The following is a 19,870-nucleotide window of genomic DNA, read 5'->3' on the forward strand; positions in this document are numbered from 1 at the left end:
CATGCCATATAAAAGTTTTGAAGAGTACAACATTCAGGTAACCGACGATGTTAAGGACAGATATAAAAACATTATTGAAGATTTAGGCGAAGATACCCAACGTGATGGTTTGTTAAAAACTCCCGAGCGTGCCGCAAAAGCGATGCAATTTTTAACCCAAGGCTACAACCAAGATCCGGTTGAAGTTCTTAAAAGCGCCATGTTTAAAGAGTCTTACAACGAAATGGTGATTGTGAAGGATATCGAATTATATTCGCTTTGCGAACACCATATTTTACCTTTTTTTGGTAGAGCACACATTGCATACATCCCGAACGGACAAATAGTCGGGTTAAGCAAATTGCCCCGAATTGTAGATATATTCGCAAGACGGTTGCAGGTACAGGAGCGCTTAACCGAACAGGTTTTAGATTGCATAAACGACACCTTAAAACCGCAGGGCGTTGCTGTGGTTATTGAAGCGTCGCACATGTGTATGATGATGCGCGGTGTGCAAAAACAAAACTCGATAACAACAACTTCGGGTTTTAGGGGACAGTTTGAAAAAATTGAAACTAGAAACGAATTTTTAAAACTTATTGGCAAATAATTTTTGGTATATTTTTTGCGTTATACAGACTAAAACAAAGCCTATGAATTTAGAAAATTTAAGTAAAAACAAAAAATTGACCTTAAGCATATTGTTTGATATTGTTGGAATGCTCACCCTTTTAGATATTATTTGGGCACCGGCATCGGCTTATTTAATGAGTAAAATGTATAAAGGGACAAGAGGTAAAGTGGCAGGTGTTATATCGTTTATTGAAGAGGCCATTCCGGGTCTTGACATTATTCCAACCTTTACGATTATGTGGTTTTTAACCTATGTTTTTCAAAAGGAAGAAAAGCCTATTGTGATTGAGGTTGAAGCTGAAAATGAATAATACTATTATTATAAAAGCAGAAGCTGTCTAAAAAGTCGTTTGAATTTAATTTGTCAGGTTGAGCTTGTCGAAACCGATATTGATTATCAGTAAGTTAAAATATTTCGACAAGCTCAATATGACATAGGGTAAGACCTTTTAGACAGCTTCTTTTTTAGTTATAAGCTATAGGTAAATCCTAAATTAATAGATCTGCCCATATTAAATATACCATCGGGTTTTAACCGCGACAAATGATTTACATACGTTTTATTGGTTAAATTATTTCCGGAAAGCGTAACGCTCAACTCATTTTTAAATACCGAAAAATCTCCACCTAAACCAGCGCTTAAAAGACTGTAGCCATTGGTATTGGTTTCAAAAGCACTCACGTTATTTTGTTTGAATGTCGATTTTAACTTCACAAAAGCATAGCCTTTTTTAATCCAATTATCTTCAAATTCAATTCTTATAATATTACTTATCGAGTTTGCAGGGATTAGCGGTAAATACGTATCATCCTTTTGCTTTCCCGTAACGGTTTCAAAACTCGACTCAAAATGCAACCAATCCAAAGGGTGCGGATGCAAATGCAACCCAAATTCGCCGCCATAAAGTTTAGCGTCGTTTTGTAAATACACAAAAACAGGCGTATTATCAATAACATTGCTGTTGGGCGAAAGGAAAATATAGTTGTTTATTTGGTTGTAAAAACCGTTTACAAAAATTTCTAAATGTTCGTTTTTCAATTCCAAAGCGACATCGGTTTGAAAGTTTTGTTCGCTTTTTAAATCGATGTTTCCTATTTCGTATCGATTCGTTCCTTCGTGACTCCCATCCGATGTAAGTTCGGATAAATTAGGCGCTCTAAATCCTGTTGCAAAATTTAATCGTGCGGTAATGTTTTCCGCAATGTTTTTTTTGATTCCGAAAGCCCCGTTAAAACTATTGAAGCTTTTGTTTATACCTGAAACTACATTAATATTACGGTTATCAAAACGTGCCCCAAGTTGAATATCTATGTTTTCAAAATGAATATGAGAAGTTGCCAAAACACCAAAATCGTTAGTTGTCGCATCAGGTATCAATTCTTCTTCGCCATAATTTGAATTGATTTGATTCATCCCTTGAGCACCAACAATGGTTTCAAATTTGCCCAGTTTTGGGAGATGATATTTTACATCGTAATTAAATGTTTTTAGTTTCATACGAAGTGCCGCTTCTAACATATCGTCTTCTTCTTCCTCTTCATGTTGTTCGTGCTCTTCTTCGGTTTCATGATGGTGATGATCTTCAAACTCTTTTCTATCATTATAAACATATCCCAAATTGAGGTCTAATTTCGAGTTGTTGAAAAACAAAACCGATTTTGAGCTAAATATATGGTTTGTAATATTCTGAAACGGCAACAACGGTGTTTTGTTTGTTGATTGCTCCCCGATTTCTTCTGGAATGCCCAATTTAGAATTGTTGAGATTATATCGAAAAGCCGTTTTAATCGCTTGGTTTTGATAGCCCAAACCTGCTTTAAAATCCTGCTCTCTATAACGCGTATTGGTAACCCGATATGCTTTTGTTTTGTAATCTGAATGTTCGGTAAGACTTCCTCTAAATAAAAATTTAAAATTATTTACCGAAGATTTATAACCCGCATTGGTACTAAAGCCTTTGGTGTTGCTGTAGTAATTTGTTCCAAAATCGCCTGAATCGGTATTGTTATTAGCAAATCTTTCGGGGTTAAGATAAAGCACGCCGCCCAAAGCATCGCTACCGTAAAGCAACGAAGCTGGCCCTTTTATAACCTCAACACTTTCAACACCGGCATCGTTAACTCCCAGTCCGTGTTCGCTGCCGAATTGCTGATTTTCCAACCGAACGCCTTGCGTGTAAACCAAAACACGGTTAGAACTCAAACCTCTAATTACAGGTTTGCCAATGCCTATGCCCGTAGTAACACTTTCTACACCGGCAATATTCGTAATGCCGTCGGCCAATGTTATGGCGCCACTTGCCTTTAAGTCCGCTACGTTTTTGTGCTCAACTTTCATCACATTATCACGTTGTAGTTTATGGAAAGGCGTGGAAATTATAATGCTTTCCATTTCAATGGCTGAAGGTTTTAATTGAACGGATAAAGGATTGTTTAACGGAATGGTAACATCTATCGATTGGGTTTCGTAACCCATCATTGAAAACAGCAAAGTATGCGTGCCTGTGGGTAAATCATTTAATGTAAACTCACCATTTTCGTTAGTGCTTGTGCCTTTTTCTAAATGAGGCACGTAAACGGTTACATAAACTAATTCTATATTTGTGCTAGCATCGGTTACGATGCCTTCTATTTTGTTTTGAGAATATATATTTGATACTGCCAATACTAGCAATATATTGAGAAACAACTTCATATATGGATTTTTAATTTAATAATTATTTTAAGCTGAAAACTAATTTCAACAATTTTATAATGGTATTAAATTAATGCGGGAGGACCGCGAAGTGAGGTTTGTAAGCCTTGGTATTTACTTAAAAAATAATACTGCGATACAATTTGTTGGGTATCGATTTGCTCTAAAAACAAATCAACATTAAAAAAGGAATACGTAAAATTTTTATTGAGCTTAAACTTGTAAAAGTCGCAATCCACATCAACCTTATGTATATGGGTGGTGTTATATCCTTCACAAACTTCGTGGGTGTGGTGGGTAAATATATGTGCAAACTTTACAGCCGATGGCACTAAAAACAGAGCAGCAATACACAGTGTAATAACCTTAAAAGCGATATGTTCTTTAATACTCTGCATTAATCAAAAAAGCGTTTAAAGCCGATTTTACGAAGCATCTTTTTTTCAAAATCCCAAAAAAACTTGTATTGCCCAAAAAGCCATCCTATTAAAACCAGAAGTATTTGATAAAAAATAAATCCGATAACTATATACAATACCCAATACGTATAAGTTGGCAGGTTCTCTTTATTTATGCCCATGAGTTTAATGAGTGGCCTGCTTACAAATAATGATGACGTACCCGTGGTTGCAAACACCAAAAAAATGCTTATCATTTCCCATTTAAAGGTGACATTCCATTTTTTTTCCAATTTATTGAAAATGAAAAGAGTTAACTTTAAAAGTATAAAAAAGATAACACCACTTAACAATAACGTTAACATGATTTGGACATCTTTTAAAAGCACTTTAGATAATTTATAAGATGAGTAACCTAAAGCTATTAATCCCAAAAGGGGAAAAATAAGTTGCCAATTTTTATGTATTTGCCAATGCTCTTTAAATTTCTTCACTATAAAAATTTTGAGAGCAAAAATAGTTAAAGTGTTTTAAATTCTAGGTGTAAAACCAGCTAATTGTTGCTTATAAGTTAATTGAAAGTAGATAAAGTAATTATATAGTTTATAATTTACATCGTAGCCGTAATCAATTCCTGGTTGATAATCAATACGCAATTCGTAAAGGTCCGGATTAAAGCGCTGTGGCTGCATAACTCTACTATTCCATTCTGTAACGTAAAGATAATTTCTGTTTTCCAAAAATTGTTGCGAATAGTAACCTTCTGGTTTTGCTCTGCTTGCCAACCAAAAATTAAATCCCGGTTCGATAATAATTATTTCGTATTCCAGCTCATTGTTGGCAATTTTCACCGTATCGTTCTGGGTTACTTTATTTGTTACTTCGTTGTTTGAAGAAGGTATCTTTTTTGAGGAATTGCATCCAATAAGAAAACCTAAGACTAGGATTAGATAGAGAAACGTTTTCATAACTTAATTTTTTTTAATTTAAAGATACAAAAATCATTCCTTAATCGATTGATTTTTAACTGATTTTAAAAAAAATACCAAACACAATGTTTGGCATTTTTAATTCTATAAAACGAATTTATTTTATTTTCCTCCAAAAAGACCGCCTAATAAGCCACCTAGTCCACCTTTTTTCTTGGCACTTCCCAATACCATTCCTGCAACGTCGTCAATAACACTACCGTCGCCATCAGCATCCAATATTTTTTCTAAAAAACTTTGTTCTTCTTTGGCAGCGCTGCCACCAAGCAATCCACCTAGCAATCCACTCAAATCGTTTGGCGTACTCACATTGTTTTGTCTGGATTGTTTTCCTATAACACCCATTAAAATTGGAGCGGCTACCTTAAGAATATCGGCCACAGAACCTGCATCTAAACCAGATTTTTCGCCAATAATTTTTTCAACACCTTGCTTCTTGCTTCCTAAAACATGATTTAGAATTTTATCGCCATCTGTTTTAACCTCATCATTAACACCGCCACTAAATAAACCTCCAAGGTTATCTAAAATGCTTCCGTCGTGCTTGTTCATTAATGCACCCATTAAGCCTTGGGCACCTTCCGGCGTTGATGTGTTTCTTTCCATAGCTTTCATTAATACCGGTAAAGCCATGGTTAAAACACTGCTCGTTCTGGTTTCATCGGTTCCTGTTGAGCCCGAAACACCACTAACAATGGTTTTTCCTAGGTCGCTGTTTAATAAGTCTAAAATTCCTGACATGATTGTATTTTGTTTTTTAAGATTAATAAATTGGATGTTGAAGGTACAAAAAAAGTCCCAACATATTGTTAGGACTCACTTATACCGTTTAGGTCACATTTTAATTAAAAAGAATTCCTTTACCCAAGAATACTTATAATTTGTGACGCTAATTCTGTACCAATTCTATCTTGTGCTTCGTTAGTTGCTGCACCGGTATGCGGTGTTAACGATAACGAAGGATTCATTAACAATTGAATTTCCGGCTTAGGTTCTTTTTCAAAAACATCTAAAGCTGCCCGTGCTACTTTACCGCTTTCAATAGCTTTTACAAGGGCTACTTCGTTTACCACACCACCACGAGCTGCATTGGCAATGATTACGCCGTCTTTCATCATGTTAAATTCAGCTTCGTCTATAACGTAGCTTTCTTGTGATGGAACGTGTAACGTAATAAAGTCTGATTGTTTTAAAACATCTTGCTTAGAAATGGTTTCAATTTCAAAATTCAAGGTTTGTCCGTCAAAAAAGTCCAATTGCAAATTGGCTTTTTCCAAAAACGGATCGAAAGCAACCACTTTCATGCCGGCGCCAATAGCTACTTTTGCTGTAGCTTGTCCAATTCGGCCAAAACCTAAAACACCTAAGGTTTTTCCTTTTAATTCAGTACCTTTAGCATAGGCCTTCTTTAAGCCTTTAAAATTGCTATCGCCTTCCAATGGCATATCTCTGTTTGAGTTGTGCAGGTAACGTGCTAATCCGTAAAGGTGCCCAAATACCAATTCTGCAACCGAATGCGATGAAGCCGCTGGTGTATTTATAACCGAAAGCCCTTTTTCGCGAGCATATTCAACATCAATATTATCCATTCCAACACCACCTCGACCAATAATTTTTAAGTTTGGGCAAGCATCAATTAAATCTTTGCGTACTTTGGTGGCACTGCGCACCAATAAAACATCGATTTTATTTTCGTTTATGTAATTTATTAGTTGCTCTTGTGCAACCGTTGTTGTAATGACTTGGTAACCGGCTTTTTCCAAAGCATCAATACCGCTTTGAGAAACACCGTCGTTTGCTAATACTTTCATTTAAATTCTGTTTTTGTCATTCCCACAAAAGGCGGGAATCTTAATAATTATATTTCAGTTAGCTTTATGGGATGCCCTCCTTCGAGGGAATACCAAATGCTAATCTATTTACGCCTTACTTTCCAATTCGCTCATTATTTCAACTAAAGCTTTAACGCTGTCCAATGGCAATGCGTTATACATTGAGGCTCTGTAGCCACCAACACTTCTGTGCCCGTTTATACCGTTAATTCCACCTTCTTTCAGCATGGCTTCAAACGTTTCTTTTAAATTTTCGTTTTCTAAAGTGAATGTAGCATTCATGTTTGATCGGTCTTCTTTGGTTGCGAAACCTTTAAATAACGGATTCAAATCAATCTCGGAATACATTAAGCGCGCTTTCTTTTCGTTTTCCTTTTCAATAGCTTCAATGCCACCAAGGTTTTTTAACCACTCTAAAGTTAACATGGATGTGTACACGGCAAAAACTGGTGGTGTATTAAACATGCTCCCTTTGCTTATGTGCATTTTATAATCCATCATTGATGGAATTTTACGCGATACTTTGCCCAAAATATCTTCTTTAATAACCACTAAGGTTGTGCCCGCTGCTCCTAAATTTTTTTGTGCACCGGCGTAAATTAAATCGAATTGGCTGTAATCTATGGCACGCGAAAATATATCGCTACTCATATCGCAAACCATTGGGATATCGCATTTTGGGAACGATTTCATTTGCGTACCAAAAATGGTATTGTTTGTTGTAAAATGAAAATAATCGTAATCTGAAGGAATATCGTAACCTTTAGGAATGTAATTGTAATTGGCATTTTTTGATGATGCTACTTCGTAAATATCATCGTAAATTCTGGCTTCTTTAATGGCTTTATCTGCCCAAGTCCCCGAGTTTAAATACCCTGCTCTTTTTTCCAATAGATTTAAAGCCACCATTAAAAACTGTGTGCTAGCACCACCTTGTAAAAACAAGGCTTTGTAACCTTTACCTTCTAAACCGAGCAACTCCAAAGCCAATGCTCTGGCTTTTTCCATAATTTCAACAAAGTCTTTACTTCTGTGCGAAATCTCAATTACAGATAAACCACTGTTGTTATATTCCATTACTGCTTCAGAAGCTTTTAATAAGACTTCTTGTGGTAAAATAGATGGTCCTGCGTTAAAGTTGTGTTTTTTCATTAAATATTATTTTTTATTTCGACGAAAGCGAAAAACTATATTGTTGACTAATTTTGATTGCAAAGGTGGTAATTTCTGTGTAAAATTGTGTTATTAAAATAATAATTTTTGCCCTATATTTCTGTTAAAAATGCAATAGTATCCACGTCATCTGCATAATCCCAAAGTTGTGGTTTTTGTGTGCTGCCAAAAGCAATTTCATTGTCTAAAAACCCATTTGAAACCACACATTGTATTTGTTGTGCATCGGCCTTTAATTTTTGTTTTAGTTGATCTGCATCTTCGTAATATTCGTAAAACAAGGTTGCAATGGGCGATGCGTAGCTTGCATCTTCTTTAATCATAAAAAAGCCATTTTCAAGCATATCAAATTCACTCATTAAATACACGGCTTTATTATAGTCGTAATTATTAGCGTATTTGGCTTTTTCAACAATGGGATGCCAATGATAAATGGCTTCAAAAAAAGCATCAAATTTATAGTTTTTCGGCACAAAAAGTTTCGATACATTCCTGCAACCCAAACCGTAATATCTAAAAATATCTTCAGACAAGTTTTGCAAATCTCCTTGCGATTCGTTGCCATTTAAAACCGCAACCGAATTTCGGTTATTTCTAATTATAGATGGTTTTCCTTTAAAGTAATACTCAAAATAACGCGCTGTATTATTACTTCCGGTGGCAATTACAGCATCAAAATCTGTTAACTTGTCTTCGGTAAATTCAATTTTACCTTTAAAATCCTTTTCAACATACTCTAAATATTTGGCTAAAAAAGGAAGCAAATGTTTATCGTTTGATGATTGCTTAACCAATACCCGATGCCCAGAAATGAGCACCGATAAAAAATCGTGAAACCCTACCAACGGTATATTGCCTGCCATAATTATGGCGATCGTTTTAGGGTTAACAGCATCTAAATTATAAGGCTGCAACCATGTTGTTATGTTTTCGAGAGTTAAGGAATCGGACCACCCTTTTAAGGCAAATTTTATGTTTTCTTCCGTAAACCAGCCATTGTGTTCTTCGGCCAACTTTAATTGATGCTTAAACCCGTCAAAGAATAAAACGTTGTGTTCCACATTATCCTTTTTTTGGATAGCTTCATTAGAAAATTGACTTATAAAATCTCCTAATTTTACAAAAGCGTTAATTCTTTGTCGTAAATTCATTCTATATTTGGTTATGAATGGTTTTGGCTTTATTTTTGCAACTGCAAATTTAAGCAAACTCAAGAGAAAAAACGCTATGGCAATTATAATAACAGACGAATGTATAAATTGTGGCGCATGCGAACCCGAATGCCCAAATACAGCAATATATGAAGGTGCGGACGATTGGCGCTATAAAGATGGTACGAGTTTAGAAGGTACCGTTGTACTAACCAACGGAACAGAGGTTGATGCCGAAGAAGCACAGGAACCGATTAGCGACGAAATTTATTATATTGTACCCGATAAATGTACTGAATGTAAAGGGTTTCACGACGAGCCACAGTGTGCTGCGGTTTGTCCTGTTGATTGTTGTGTGCCCGATGAAGATGTGGTGGAGACCGAAGAAGAACTATTGGCCAAACAACGCTTTATGCATCCTGATGGATAGACGATAATCGATATTTAACTATACAATGAATCCCGAGTTTTTACTTGGGATTTTTTTTTGAAAAACATTCAGCATCAAAAGTAAATCATTTATAAAGTGAAACATTTTTAATCTAACTACGTCTTTAAACTATGGCTATACTTTGAATGGCCATAAAACCATCATTTTAAAGAAAAAGATTAACTTTGAACTCCTTTTTATGTCACACCCAAAACAGATAATGAAAGTTTTTATATCAATTTATGCTTTGTTAATTTCAGTTGTGTGTTTTTCGCAACATAAAATTGATAGCTTAAAAGTTGCCATTGAAAACCAAACATCAAAGTCTGAAGCTTATGTCGATATTGTTAACGCATTGGGTTATAATTATTGGATTGTAGATTCCAACGAATCTTTAAAATATGGAAAACAGGCTTTAAAATTAGCCGATAGCCTTAACTATCTATCCGGAAAAGCCAAGGCAAATCGCGTACTTGGTGTAGCGTATTGGTCGCAGGGCAATCATTTAGATGCCATTAAACATTTAAACGAAGCCTTAAAGCAAAATAAAAACTTAAACAATTTAGAAGGTACCGCAAACTGCACATTAAATCTCGCTATGGTTTATGCCGCACTGCAAGAAGACGAAAAGGCTTTAAGTATGTACGACGACGCCATTACCCAATTTACCGCTTTAAATTTAGATGGCAGAATTGCCACAACGTTTACAAAAATTGCATCGATTTATATAAAACAGGATAGGCTTTACGACGCAAAGGAATATTTAACAAACGCACTAAAAATGCATACCGATGCTAATTTTACTTATGGCATTGCCGAAGCCCACAACAGGTTGGGTATTTTGTATGTTAAGCAAGGTGAAAAAGAACAGGCTTATTACCACATTGAAAAATCGATAATTTACGGTAGAAAAGTTAACGATACCGATGGTATGACCAGTAATCTTATCCAATACGGAAAGCTTCTTATGCTTGACCATAAATTTGATGCTGCCGAACAACATTTGGTTTTAGCCATAAAACGCGCTAAAGAAAACAATTTAAAACGCTATGAACTTGAGGCTTACCAAGAGTTAAAAACATTAAAACGACTTGAGGGAAAACCAGAAGAAGCTTTAGAATATTACGATAAATATGTGTCTTTAAAAGATAGTATTTTCAACTCGGAAAAAACCATGCGTATTTCGGCATTGGAATTTAACAACCAAATTGAAGCCAATGAAAAGGCATTGGAACTGCTTGCCGAAAAAGAGCGTTCCAATAATTTTGTTAAATGGAGCTTAATAATTGGTTTGGTAACCCTTATGTTTTTTACCATATTTTATTTTCTGAATTTTAAAAAACGTATTGCCCAAAGTAGAGAATTGCAAATTACCAAGGAAGAGTTTACTAAAACCGAATTGGAAAACGCCAAACTGAGACAGCAAGAATTAAAACAAAAATTAGACTATAGAAATAAAGAGCTCACCTCGTACACGCTTAATTTTGTACAGAAAAGCGAGCTGTTCCAGCAACTTAAAGAAAAAATAGAATCTTTAAAAACAGCGACGCCCAAACAGCATGACACAATTATTAGAGAGCTAAACCGGGTTATAAAACAGCATGTTAATATCGATAGGAATTGGGAAGATTTTAAGCGTTATTTTGAAGATGTGCACACAGGTTTTAACGAAAAGCTAAAAGCAAAGCACCCTAATCTCAGCACCAACGACTTACGGATTTGTGCGCTAACCCGACTTAATTTAAACATTAAAGAATCTGCAACCATATTAGGGATTACACCAGAGAGTGTAAAAACAGCGCGTTACAGACTCAGAAAAAAGCTTAACCTGGAACCCAACGAGGAGCTTTTAAGCTACTTTTTAAGTTTGGAAAACTAAAACCTCTGTTTTTCTTTTATATTTTTACTTCTTTTTTCCTTAAAAACAAAATATATTCAAATCATTGATTATTAACTCTTTACACTGTTAGTGTTCACCTATTGTTCACCTTTTTTTAAGTTAAAACTAAAAGTGGTCTATCTAAATTAATTCGATAGACCACTTTTTGTATACGCCCTTTTTTTTAAATCTCTTTCCTCTGCATTTAGATTTGCAGCATCATTTAAAACAAAAACGAACAGTTATGAATTATTTACAATCAAAAAAATACGATTCAACATTAAAGCAAATTTGGTTTAATAGAAAGTACAAGTTAAGAGTAAGACAATTAAATCAACAAAAACACTTTTAAAATAAAATCATAAAAACCAGAAACGATTTGTAAATCGAATTTAATCTTATAGAAATCATGAAAAAAACAATTTATGCATCAACAATTATAACTTTTGTACTGTCATTATGCGTTACCGCAATTCTTATAAATAAAACCGAACCGAAAGCTTCAAAACCTTTGGCCTATAATTTTGTAAAGTGTACACCAGCGAAATTTTTGTTGGGTGAAGTGGACACAACCAAACAAATTTCTCCGCTTTTCAATAATCTGGGAAACCTTAGTTTTAAAATTTCTACAACTAATGATAGAGTTCAGGCCTTTTTTAATCAAGGTTTAAAACTCAGTTACGCTTTTAATCACGCCGAAGCACACCGTTCTTTTATGGAAGCAGCACGATTGGCACCAAATGTTGCCATGAATTATTGGGGACAAGCCTTTGCTTTAGGCCCGAATATAAATGATACCCAACCAGATGACGAGCGCAAGATAAAATATAATGAGGCTATCGCTAAGGCTAAAAAATTAGCACCATTGGCAACCCCAAAAGAACAAGCATTAATTAAAGCGCTGTCTGCAAGATATAGCGAAAATTTAAGTAAAGATGTTGCTGAATTAAATATGGCTTACATGATGGAAATGGCCAAAGTGGTTAAAATGTATACGGACGATGCGAACATTCAGATTTTATATGCCGCATCGGTAATGAATACGGTACCGTGGAATTACTGGGATAAAAACGGAAACCCATCACCAAATATAAAAGAGGCTAAAACGGCATTGGAAAAAGCTATGAAACTAGAGCCAGAAAACCCGGGCGGGCATCATTATTATATCCACATGGTAGAATTGCCTTATCCAGACCTTGGTGTAGAAAGTGCCGATAAATTGGCGTCGCTAATGCCTGGAGCAGGACATATCGTGCACATGCCCTCGCATATTTATATTCGAGTGGGCCGCTATAAAGATGCCGTAAAAGTTAATCAAGCGGCTATTTTGGCCGATGAGGATTATATTTCGCAATGTTTTTCGCAAGGGCTGTATCCGTTGGGTTATTATCCGCATAATATACATTTTTTATGGTCTTCGGCGAGTTTGTTGGGGAGCAGCGAATTGGCTATTGATGCCGCCAGAAAAACAGCTGAAAAAGTACCCGCTGGAGAATTTGTTGACATGCCCTTTTTACAGGATTTTGCTTCAACACCTTTATTGGCTTATACACGATTCGGAAAATGGAATGAAATTTTATCGACACCGGCACCAAGCCCAAAAATCAAACATTTAAATCTGATAAGACATTACGCCAGGGGAATTGCCTTTATTAGAAAAGGAAATATAAAAGATGCGGAGGAAGAATTAACAGCGATTAAGACACTTAAAAACGACCCGGAGTTAGAAAATATCGTGGCAACAGCCAACAATAATTCAGCTTCAATTGCAGCAATCGCTTTTGAGGTTGTGGCGGGAGAATTGGCGGCTTTAAAAGGCGATTTGCCAACGGCTATCAAACATCTTGAAAATGCTGTGGTTTTTGAAGATGCGCTCGTTTATACCGAACCTTCGGCGTGGCATATTCCAACAAGGCAGAATTTAGGCGCTGTTTTAATGAAGGCTAAAAAATACGAAGCAGCCGAAAAAATATACAAGGAAGATTTGGCAGTTTTAAGACAAAACGGATGGTCGCTAATCGGTTTATACAATGCCTATGTGGCACAAGGAAAACTATCTCAGGCAAAGACCATAAAAAAGGAATTCAACAAAGCTTGGAAAGACGCCGATATCAACATTAGCAATTCAATTTTATAACAGTATTTAAAATGAAAGTATTTATCGTTAAATCGTCATTATCATTATTGGTATTGGTTTTAATTTCAGCACATGTATATAAACTATATCTGTCGCATAAAGAGGCGCCAGCTGTCTACAATCCAACGGATGTGAATCCTGAATTGGTAGATGCGAGTTTACATCATTTGAGTGAAAACCACAGGGTTGCCGATTTTGAATTAATCAATCAAAACGGAAAAACCATCACCCAAGAAACCTATAAAAATAAAATTTACGTAGCAGATTTCATTTTTACCAGTTGCCCAACAATTTGTCCGGTTATGACCAATAATATGGCCAAAATTCAAAAGGAGTTTTTGAATGATGACGAGTTTATGCTTCTATCGTTATCCGTAACCCCAGATATTGACAGCATTCCGAGGTTGAAAGCTTACGCCGATAGAAATGGTGTGATAGACTCAAAATGGCATATTACAACGGGCAATAAAAAACACATTTACGAGCTGGCGCGCAAAAGTTATTTCGCCGTTACTGATGAAGGCGATGGCGGAATGCAAGATTTTATACATACCTCAAATTTTATCCTCATAGATAAAGACAAACAAATACGAGGTATTTATGATGGTATTAAAGACGAGGACGTCTCGCGTTTAATAGAAGATATCAAAGCCCTTCAAAGCTTATAAGTGATGAAGCATTCTGATTTCGAAACCAATAACATTCGCGGGCCAATAAATGCTTGGATGCTTAAAATCCTTGATGATTACATGAATTATCTTTTTGGAAAATCTAAAAAGAAACTCTTTAAAAACCATCCAGAAACCATTGTTGAAATTGGTTCGGGAACAGGGGCAAATATGCGCTATTTAAAAAAGGGAACAAGGCTAATTGCAATAGAACCAAATATTTATATGCATAATAATTTAAAAAAGAATGCTGCAAAATATGGCATTAATCTGGAAATAAAAACCATGGTTGGCGAGTCGATAGATTTACCAGATAACTCATGTGATTTTGTGGTATCTACTTTAGTGCTTTGTACGGTAAACAATCCTGTAACATGCATTAATCAAATTAAACGCATATTAAAACCATCGGGGGTTTTTGTGTTTGTTGAGCATGTTAAAGCTCAGGAAAAAAGCATTTTAGCTTACATTCAAAAAATACTGCACAAACCGTGGCATTGGTTTTTTGAAGGGTGCCATACCAATAGAGACACCAAATTATTATTGGAATCTGCCGGGTTTAATACACTGGAAATTGAGGCTTATAATTTGTACTCGCCCTTTATTCCTATCACAACCCAAATAAGGGGAAAAGCCATTAAATAATTTTTAACACAGTTGAAAACATTAAATCTTAAAATTATAAATATGAATTATTGCCAACTCCAAAAACTTAAATTAGAGCTCGCAGTTAAAGCAAAAAAAGGCACCGACTTTATATTGGCGGCATCTGTAATTTGGTTTGCCATAGCCTACCTATGGTCGTTAAAAGCCACATCATACAACAAAAGCGTATTGGTTTTTATAATTGGTGCATTGTTGCTTCCGTTGGCGTTTGTGTTTTCAAAACTCTTGAAAACACAATGGAAAGTGGCCAAAAACCCGTTGCAATCCTTAGGGCTTTGGTTAAACTTTGCACAGTTGTTTTACTTTCCGTTTTTGGTATTTATTTTACTTACCCAACCGGATTATTTTGTAATGGTATATGCCATTATTACGGGCGCGCACTTGTTTCCTTATACTTGGTTTTACGATGACAATACCTACGCTATTATGGCAGGAATTATTTCGGCCACGAGCCTAATTATGGGATTGAACTTCCCCGTAGAAACCCTGTTTTACATTCCATTATATACGGGTTTTTTGCTATTGGCCATGTTTATAATTCTATGGTTTTCTATGCCAAGGACCGTTCAAAAATGTGAAGAACATTCAAAAAAAATCAAATAATTGAATAATGAAAGTCTAATTCTATCAATTCAAAAAACAATAAATCTAAAAACATCAAAACTTTTTAAATCACTATATAATCACATTGCCAACAGGAATTTTTGGATGATTAATTTTTTTTCGGGGATTATTTAATTTATTCAAAACCAAAAGCCTATTGTGAGCAATCAAAATAGGCTTTTAAAATTTGTTAGAGCAAGTTAAACAGGAGTCAGTAAATCTATCATAAATTAAAAACCAACTAAAAATGAAAAACAACTACTTAATAGGTCTCCTTTACATCTGCTTTACAACAACAGTGTTCAGTCAAATAAGTGCTTTAAGCGATGAGTTTAACGATTCAACCCTGGATGAATCATGGAATTTATTCCAAACCCAATATTACCAAACACCAGTTCCCATGAATAACGGATTTATGGAAATGAACCTTGATGACGTGGAATGCAACCGAACCTGTGTTTGGTGGGTAGATATGAATGCGGGACTTATCTACAAAGAAATCACGGGAGATTTTAATGTGGTTACAGCCGTTTACACCAAACAAAAAAACAATCCCGCACAAGATATTGATGGATGGACGCAATTGGCTGGATTAATGGCCAGAGACCCTGCATCTACAACATCCGGAAACGAAAACTATGTTTTTAATGTTGCCGGAATGCGTTTTGATAATCCATCGATTGAGCTTAAATCTACCACCAACAATTTAAGTTCAATACGCGCCTTTACAGATAATATGTCCGGTACCGCCGCAGAGCTCAGAATGGTGCGGGAAGGAACATTTTTCAGTCTTTATTCACGACAAATTGGAAGCTCCACTTGGATATTTAGAGACGCATTTAATCGCCCAGATTTACCAGCTACATTACAAGTGGGACTTATAGCTTATGTTTTTGAAGCTTATCCGGGAAATCTGCTTGCGCAATTTGATTATATCCGGTTTAGTGAGGTTGATGACCCATTAAGTAATGATGAAGTTGTGGATTCTAATCATCATTTAAACATGTATCCCAATCCGGTTAAAGATGAACTGAATATTGAATTGAAAGCGAAAACAAATAACACGATTACTGTTGAGTTTTATAATGTTTTGGGCGAAAAAATCTTCGAGAGACCTTTAAATCGTTTAAATGATTCAACAACCAAAACAAAAATAGATGTATCAACTTTAAATATGGTTTCGGGTATTTATTTTGTTAAGCTAAAAAGCAACGGGCTAAGTTTTGGCACCTATAAATTCATAGTTAACCATTAGAATAGATGAACTAAAATGAAATATTATTTATCTTCTTATAAATTTGGAAATAGTGTAGATTCACTAAAGCAAATGCTGCCTCAAGGTGCCAGAATTGCCCATATAAACAATGCAAGAGATTCTAAAACCGTAAGTACAGAAAATAGAAATAGTCAGTTAAAAGAAGAAATGGAATTTTTGGACAGTTTGGGGTTTGTTAGCGAGCACTTAAACTTGAGGGACTATTTTGGTCGGGAAAGCAGATTAAGACATAAAATGGTTTCCCTCGACGGCGTTTGGGTCTGTGGCGGGAACGCTTTTATTTTAAGACAAGCTATGAAATTAAGCGGATTTGACAATGTGTTTCAAGAATTACTTTTAAATAATGATTATTTTTATGGCGGGTATAGTGCAGGTGTCTGTATCCTTTCAGATTCCTTAAAATACATACAATTTGTTGATAACCCAAATGATTTTCCTTACACAGAAATTAAAGAAACCATTTGGGAAGGTTTAAACCTATTCAACTATGGAATTTTACCACATTACCGTTCTAATCACCCAGAATCTACAAAAATTGAAAGGGCAGTTAAGCGATGCATAGATAACAAATGGCCTTTTATAACATTAAAAGACGCCGAGGTGTTAACAATAGAATAAAATCTGAAAGTATATGAACGCGATATTAAAGAAAGATAAAGAGCAAATTAATTTAATTTTTGATGATGCGATTAAGGAAAGCCTCGACTATTTAAAAAATATAGAAACGACAGCGACTTCAAAATCCAATAAAACCATTAAAAGCGAACCACTTACAAATGAAGGGCTAGGCGCACAAAAAACCTTACAAAAGTTTATTGAAAACTATAAACCTATCATCGTAGCCTCATCTGGCCCGAGGTATTGGGGTTTTGTTACTGGTGGGTCAACACCGGCATCCATTGTTGGTGATTGGCTAGCAAGCGTGTATGACCAAAATACGCAAGCAATATCTGGACATGGAGATAATTCTGCTCAAATTGAAATCAACACGATTAATTTATTACTGGAGCTTTTCCAGCTTCCGAAAACTTTTATTGGCGGTTTTGTTACCGGTGCAACCATGTCTAATTTTACATGTCTGGCAGTTGCAAGGCAATGGCTGGGCAAAAAGTTAGGGACAGATATAGCTAAAGAAGGGTTTTCAAAGGCTAAACCAATTAAAATATATAGTGCTACTCCACATGCTTCAGCTTTAAAAAGTTTGGCAATGTTAGGTTTTGGAAGTAAAAATATTATTCCGATAAAAACTATCGACACAAGTAGAGAAGCCTTGGATGTTGATGATTTAGAATTAAAGATTAAAGCGCACAAACAAACTCCCTTCATTTTAATTTCAAGTGCCGGAACCGTGAACTCTGGAGATTTCGATGATTTTTCAAAAATTGCCGAATTAAAAACAAAATATGATTTCTGGTGGCATATAGATGCTGCTTTTGGAGCTTTTGCCAGTTGTTCGCCAAAGTATATCCATCTTTTAAAAGAATGGGAACAAGCAGACAGCATCACTACCGACAATCATAAATGGTTAAATGTTCCTTACGAAAATGCCACTTTTTTTATAAAGGAAAAACACAAGGAATTACATGTAAATACTTTTCAAAATTCTAACGCACCATATTTAGGCGATATTTTTAAAAACTTTAATTATTTAAACCTCCTGCCAGAAAATTCAAGACGCTTAAAAGCACTGCCCGTATGGTTTACCCTCAATGCTTATGGTAAAAAAGGCTATATGGATATTGTAGAAAACAATATTCGTTTAGCCGGTGTTTTCGGGACCCTAATTTCAGAAAGTAAATCTTTTAAATTGCTTACACCTGTTAAATTCAACATTGTAGCTTTTACTTTAAAAGCGACAGATAAGGCATCCATAGATAAATTCTTATCAACTTTGAGCAATCGAGGAAACGTATTTATAACACCAACAGTATTTAACGGTAGAAATGGGTTTAGGGCCGCATTTGTGAACTGGAGAACAACTTTAAAAGACGTGCAAATGGCTTTAAAGGAAATGGAAACCGTATTGACGCTTCTAAAAAATGATAGTCCATCTTCAATTGACTGAAACCGACTGGAGTTTATCAAGGCTGGGCCTTTCCCAATAAGTGTATTAAAGATCAAATGATTTCACGTTAACAAACCCACAGTTTTCATCTCGATTTTTTTATGCTTTTAAACGGCAAAAATAACTACATTTGCACTCGCAAATAAATATAGATTCCCTTCTTCAAGGGAATGAATAAAAACTTATTCAATGAAAGCAGGAATTGTAGGATTGCCAAACGTAGGGAAATCGACCTTATTCAATTGTTTATCAAATGCCAAAGCGCAAAGTGCAAACTTTCCGTTTTGTACTATCGAGCCTAACATTGGGGTGGTAAATGTACCAGATCCGAGGTTGGAAAAACTGGAAGAATTGGTAAATCCAGAACGCGTACAACCTGCAACCGTAGAGATTGTAGATATTGCGGGCTTGGTAAAAGGAGCCAGTAAAGGCGAAGGATTAGGCAATCAGTTTTTGGCTAATATTCGTGAGACCGATGCTATCCTTCATGTATTGCGCTGTTTTGATAACGATAATATCGTGCATGTTGATGGCAACGTAAACCCCATTCGGGACAAAGAAACCATCGATATGGAACTGCAGTTGAAAGATTTGGAAACCGTCGATAAAAAACTGGATAAAGTAAAACGTGCTGCAAAAACCGGGAATAAAGAAGCCCAAAAGGAAGAAGCTGTTTTATTAAAATTAAAAGCTGGCTTAGAAGCTGGGGTTTCGGTACGAGCATTAACGTTTTCTGAAGATGATTACAACGATTTTGTAAAGCCTTCACAACTTATTACCGATAAGCCGGTTATGTATGTTTGTAATGTAGATGAAGGTTCTGCCGTTACCGGAAACGCTTATGTTGAGCAAGTAAAAGATGCCGTTAAAGACGAAAGCGCGGAGGTTTTAGTACTTGCTGTGGGAACGGAAGCCGATATTAACGAATTGGACGATTACGAAGAGCGCCAAATGTTTTTACAGGACATTGGGCTTGATGAAGCGGGTTCAGCTAAATTAATCCGTTCTGCATACAAACTATTAAACCAACAAACCTATTTTACCGCTGGTGTAAAAGAAGTGCGCGCATGGACTGTGGATATTGGAGCTACGGCACCACAGGCAGCAGGCGTTATCCATACCGATTTTGAAAAAGGATTTATTAGAGCCGAGGTTATTGCTTTTGATGACTATGTGGCTTTTGGAAGTGAAGCCAAAGTTAAAGAAGCTGGTAAAATGCGTGTTGAAGGCAAAAATTATATCGTTAAGGATGGTGATGTAATGCACTTCTTATTTAATGTTTAATTCAATTTCCGG

20 protein-coding genes are annotated in these 19,870 nt (G+C 35.7%); 12 read left to right on the plus strand and 8 right to left on the minus strand.

Annotated elements, in window-relative coordinates; all coding sequences use genetic code 11:
* Position 1: 1 nt before the first annotated feature.
* Together folE and ACN5J7_RS07635 are read left to right on the plus strand one after the other, a co-directional pair.
* Positions 2–589 carry a GTP cyclohydrolase I FolE gene (gene folE / locus ACN5J7_RS07630; protein WP_418603436.1) on the plus strand — a complete coding sequence of 196 codons (588 nt, stop codon included), beginning with the start codon at positions 2–4 and terminating at the stop codon, positions 587–589.
* 43 nt (positions 590–632) lie between these two features.
* Positions 633–923 carry a hypothetical protein gene (locus ACN5J7_RS07635; RefSeq protein WP_418603437.1) on the plus strand — a complete coding sequence of 97 codons (291 nt, stop codon included), beginning with the start codon at positions 633–635 and terminating at the stop codon, positions 921–923.
* 158 nt (positions 924–1,081) lie between these two features.
* On the opposite strand, the gene ACN5J7_RS07640 is transcribed toward ACN5J7_RS07635, so the two are convergent.
* The 8 genes from ACN5J7_RS07640 to ACN5J7_RS07675 all read right to left on the minus strand — a co-directional run bounded on the left by ACN5J7_RS07640 (position 1,082) and on the right by ACN5J7_RS07675 (position 8,850).
* The gene (locus ACN5J7_RS07640; RefSeq protein ID WP_418603438.1) at positions 1,082–3,307 is read right to left on the minus strand and encodes a TonB-dependent receptor; all 2,226 of its coding nucleotides are present in this window, start codon (positions 3,305–3,307) and stop codon (positions 1,082–1,084) included.
* Positions 3,308–3,372: 65 nt separating this feature from the next.
* On the minus strand, positions 3,373–3,705 hold the full coding sequence (locus tag ACN5J7_RS07645; protein ID WP_418603439.1) for a hypothetical protein: 333 nt from the start codon (positions 3,703–3,705) through the stop codon (positions 3,373–3,375).
* Positions 3,705–4,199, minus strand: coding sequence for a DUF6787 family protein (locus ACN5J7_RS07650; protein ID WP_311939994.1), 495 nt, complete (start codon positions 4,197–4,199; stop codon positions 3,705–3,707). The genes ACN5J7_RS07645 and ACN5J7_RS07650 overlap by 1 nt, the downstream gene beginning before the upstream one ends.
* A 36-nt stretch (positions 4,200–4,235) precedes the next feature.
* Positions 4,236–4,673: a DUF6146 family protein gene (locus tag ACN5J7_RS07655; RefSeq protein ID WP_311939992.1), complete on the minus strand. Its 438-nt coding sequence runs from the start codon at positions 4,671–4,673 to the stop codon at positions 4,236–4,238.
* 123 nt (positions 4,674–4,796) lie between these two features.
* Positions 4,797–5,435, minus strand: coding sequence for a DUF937 domain-containing protein (locus tag ACN5J7_RS07660; protein WP_418603441.1), 639 nt, complete (start codon positions 5,433–5,435; stop codon positions 4,797–4,799).
* Between the two features lie 119 nt (positions 5,436–5,554).
* Complete coding sequence (locus ACN5J7_RS07665; protein ID WP_418603442.1) at positions 5,555–6,505, minus strand: D-2-hydroxyacid dehydrogenase; 951 nt, start codon at positions 6,503–6,505, stop codon at positions 5,555–5,557.
* A 108-nt stretch (positions 6,506–6,613) separates the two neighbouring features.
* Positions 6,614–7,678, minus strand: coding sequence for a 3-phosphoserine/phosphohydroxythreonine transaminase (gene serC, locus ACN5J7_RS07670; RefSeq protein ID WP_418603443.1), 1,065 nt, complete (start codon positions 7,676–7,678; stop codon positions 6,614–6,616).
* A gap of 113 nt (positions 7,679–7,791) precedes the next feature.
* The gene (locus ACN5J7_RS07675) at positions 7,792–8,850 is read right to left on the minus strand and encodes an acyl-CoA reductase (protein WP_418603444.1); all 1,059 of its coding nucleotides are present in this window, start codon (positions 8,848–8,850) and stop codon (positions 7,792–7,794) included.
* Between the two features lie 76 nt (positions 8,851–8,926).
* Here ACN5J7_RS07675 and ACN5J7_RS07680 point away from each other — a divergent pair, with 76 nt between their 5' ends.
* The 10 genes from ACN5J7_RS07680 (at position 8,927) to ychF (ending at position 19,858) form a co-directional block, all read left to right on the plus strand.
* The gene (locus tag ACN5J7_RS07680; RefSeq protein ID WP_418603445.1) at positions 8,927–9,280 is read left to right on the plus strand and encodes a 4Fe-4S dicluster domain-containing protein; all 354 of its coding nucleotides are present in this window, start codon (positions 8,927–8,929) and stop codon (positions 9,278–9,280) included.
* Between the two features lie 220 nt (positions 9,281–9,500).
* The gene (locus tag ACN5J7_RS07685; protein ID WP_418603446.1) at positions 9,501–11,159 is read left to right on the plus strand and encodes a tetratricopeptide repeat protein; all 1,659 of its coding nucleotides are present in this window, start codon (positions 9,501–9,503) and stop codon (positions 11,157–11,159) included.
* 409 nt (positions 11,160–11,568) lie between these two features.
* Positions 11,569–13,296 (plus strand): tetratricopeptide repeat protein, encoded by a 1,728-nt coding sequence (locus tag ACN5J7_RS07690; RefSeq protein ID WP_418603447.1) that lies wholly within the window; start codon positions 11,569–11,571, stop codon positions 13,294–13,296.
* 11 nt (positions 13,297–13,307) lie between these two features.
* A complete protein-coding gene (locus ACN5J7_RS07695; protein WP_418603448.1) occupies positions 13,308–13,964 on the plus strand; it encodes an SCO family protein in 657 nt (218 codons plus the stop codon).
* A 3-nt stretch (positions 13,965–13,967) separates the two neighbouring features.
* Complete coding sequence (locus tag ACN5J7_RS07700; RefSeq protein ID WP_418603449.1) at positions 13,968–14,609, plus strand: class I SAM-dependent methyltransferase; 642 nt, start codon at positions 13,968–13,970, stop codon at positions 14,607–14,609.
* A gap of 42 nt (positions 14,610–14,651) precedes the next feature.
* Complete coding sequence (locus ACN5J7_RS07705; RefSeq protein ID WP_418603450.1) at positions 14,652–15,233, plus strand: DUF7010 family protein; 582 nt, start codon at positions 14,652–14,654, stop codon at positions 15,231–15,233.
* 247 nt (positions 15,234–15,480) lie between these two features.
* On the plus strand, positions 15,481–16,488 hold the full coding sequence (locus ACN5J7_RS07710; protein ID WP_418603451.1) for a T9SS type A sorting domain-containing protein: 1,008 nt from the start codon (positions 15,481–15,483) through the stop codon (positions 16,486–16,488).
* Positions 16,489–16,503: 15 nt separating this feature from the next.
* Positions 16,504–17,127 (plus strand): Type 1 glutamine amidotransferase-like domain-containing protein, encoded by a 624-nt coding sequence (locus ACN5J7_RS07715; RefSeq protein WP_418603452.1) that lies wholly within the window; start codon positions 16,504–16,506, stop codon positions 17,125–17,127.
* 13 nt (positions 17,128–17,140) lie between these two features.
* A complete protein-coding gene (locus ACN5J7_RS07720) occupies positions 17,141–18,574 on the plus strand; it encodes a pyridoxal phosphate-dependent decarboxylase family protein (protein WP_418603453.1) in 1,434 nt (477 codons plus the stop codon).
* A 189-nt stretch (positions 18,575–18,763) separates the two neighbouring features.
* Positions 18,764–19,858, plus strand: a complete 1,095-nt coding sequence (gene ychF / locus ACN5J7_RS07725) for a redox-regulated ATPase YchF (protein ID WP_418603454.1) — start codon at positions 18,764–18,766, stop codon at positions 19,856–19,858.
* Positions 19,859–19,870: the final 12 nt, after the last annotated feature.

Origin of the sequence: Hwangdonia sp., assembly GCF_048381975.1 — a bacterium.
Lineage (GTDB): Bacteria > Bacteroidota > Bacteroidia > Flavobacteriales > Flavobacteriaceae > Hwangdonia > Hwangdonia seohaensis.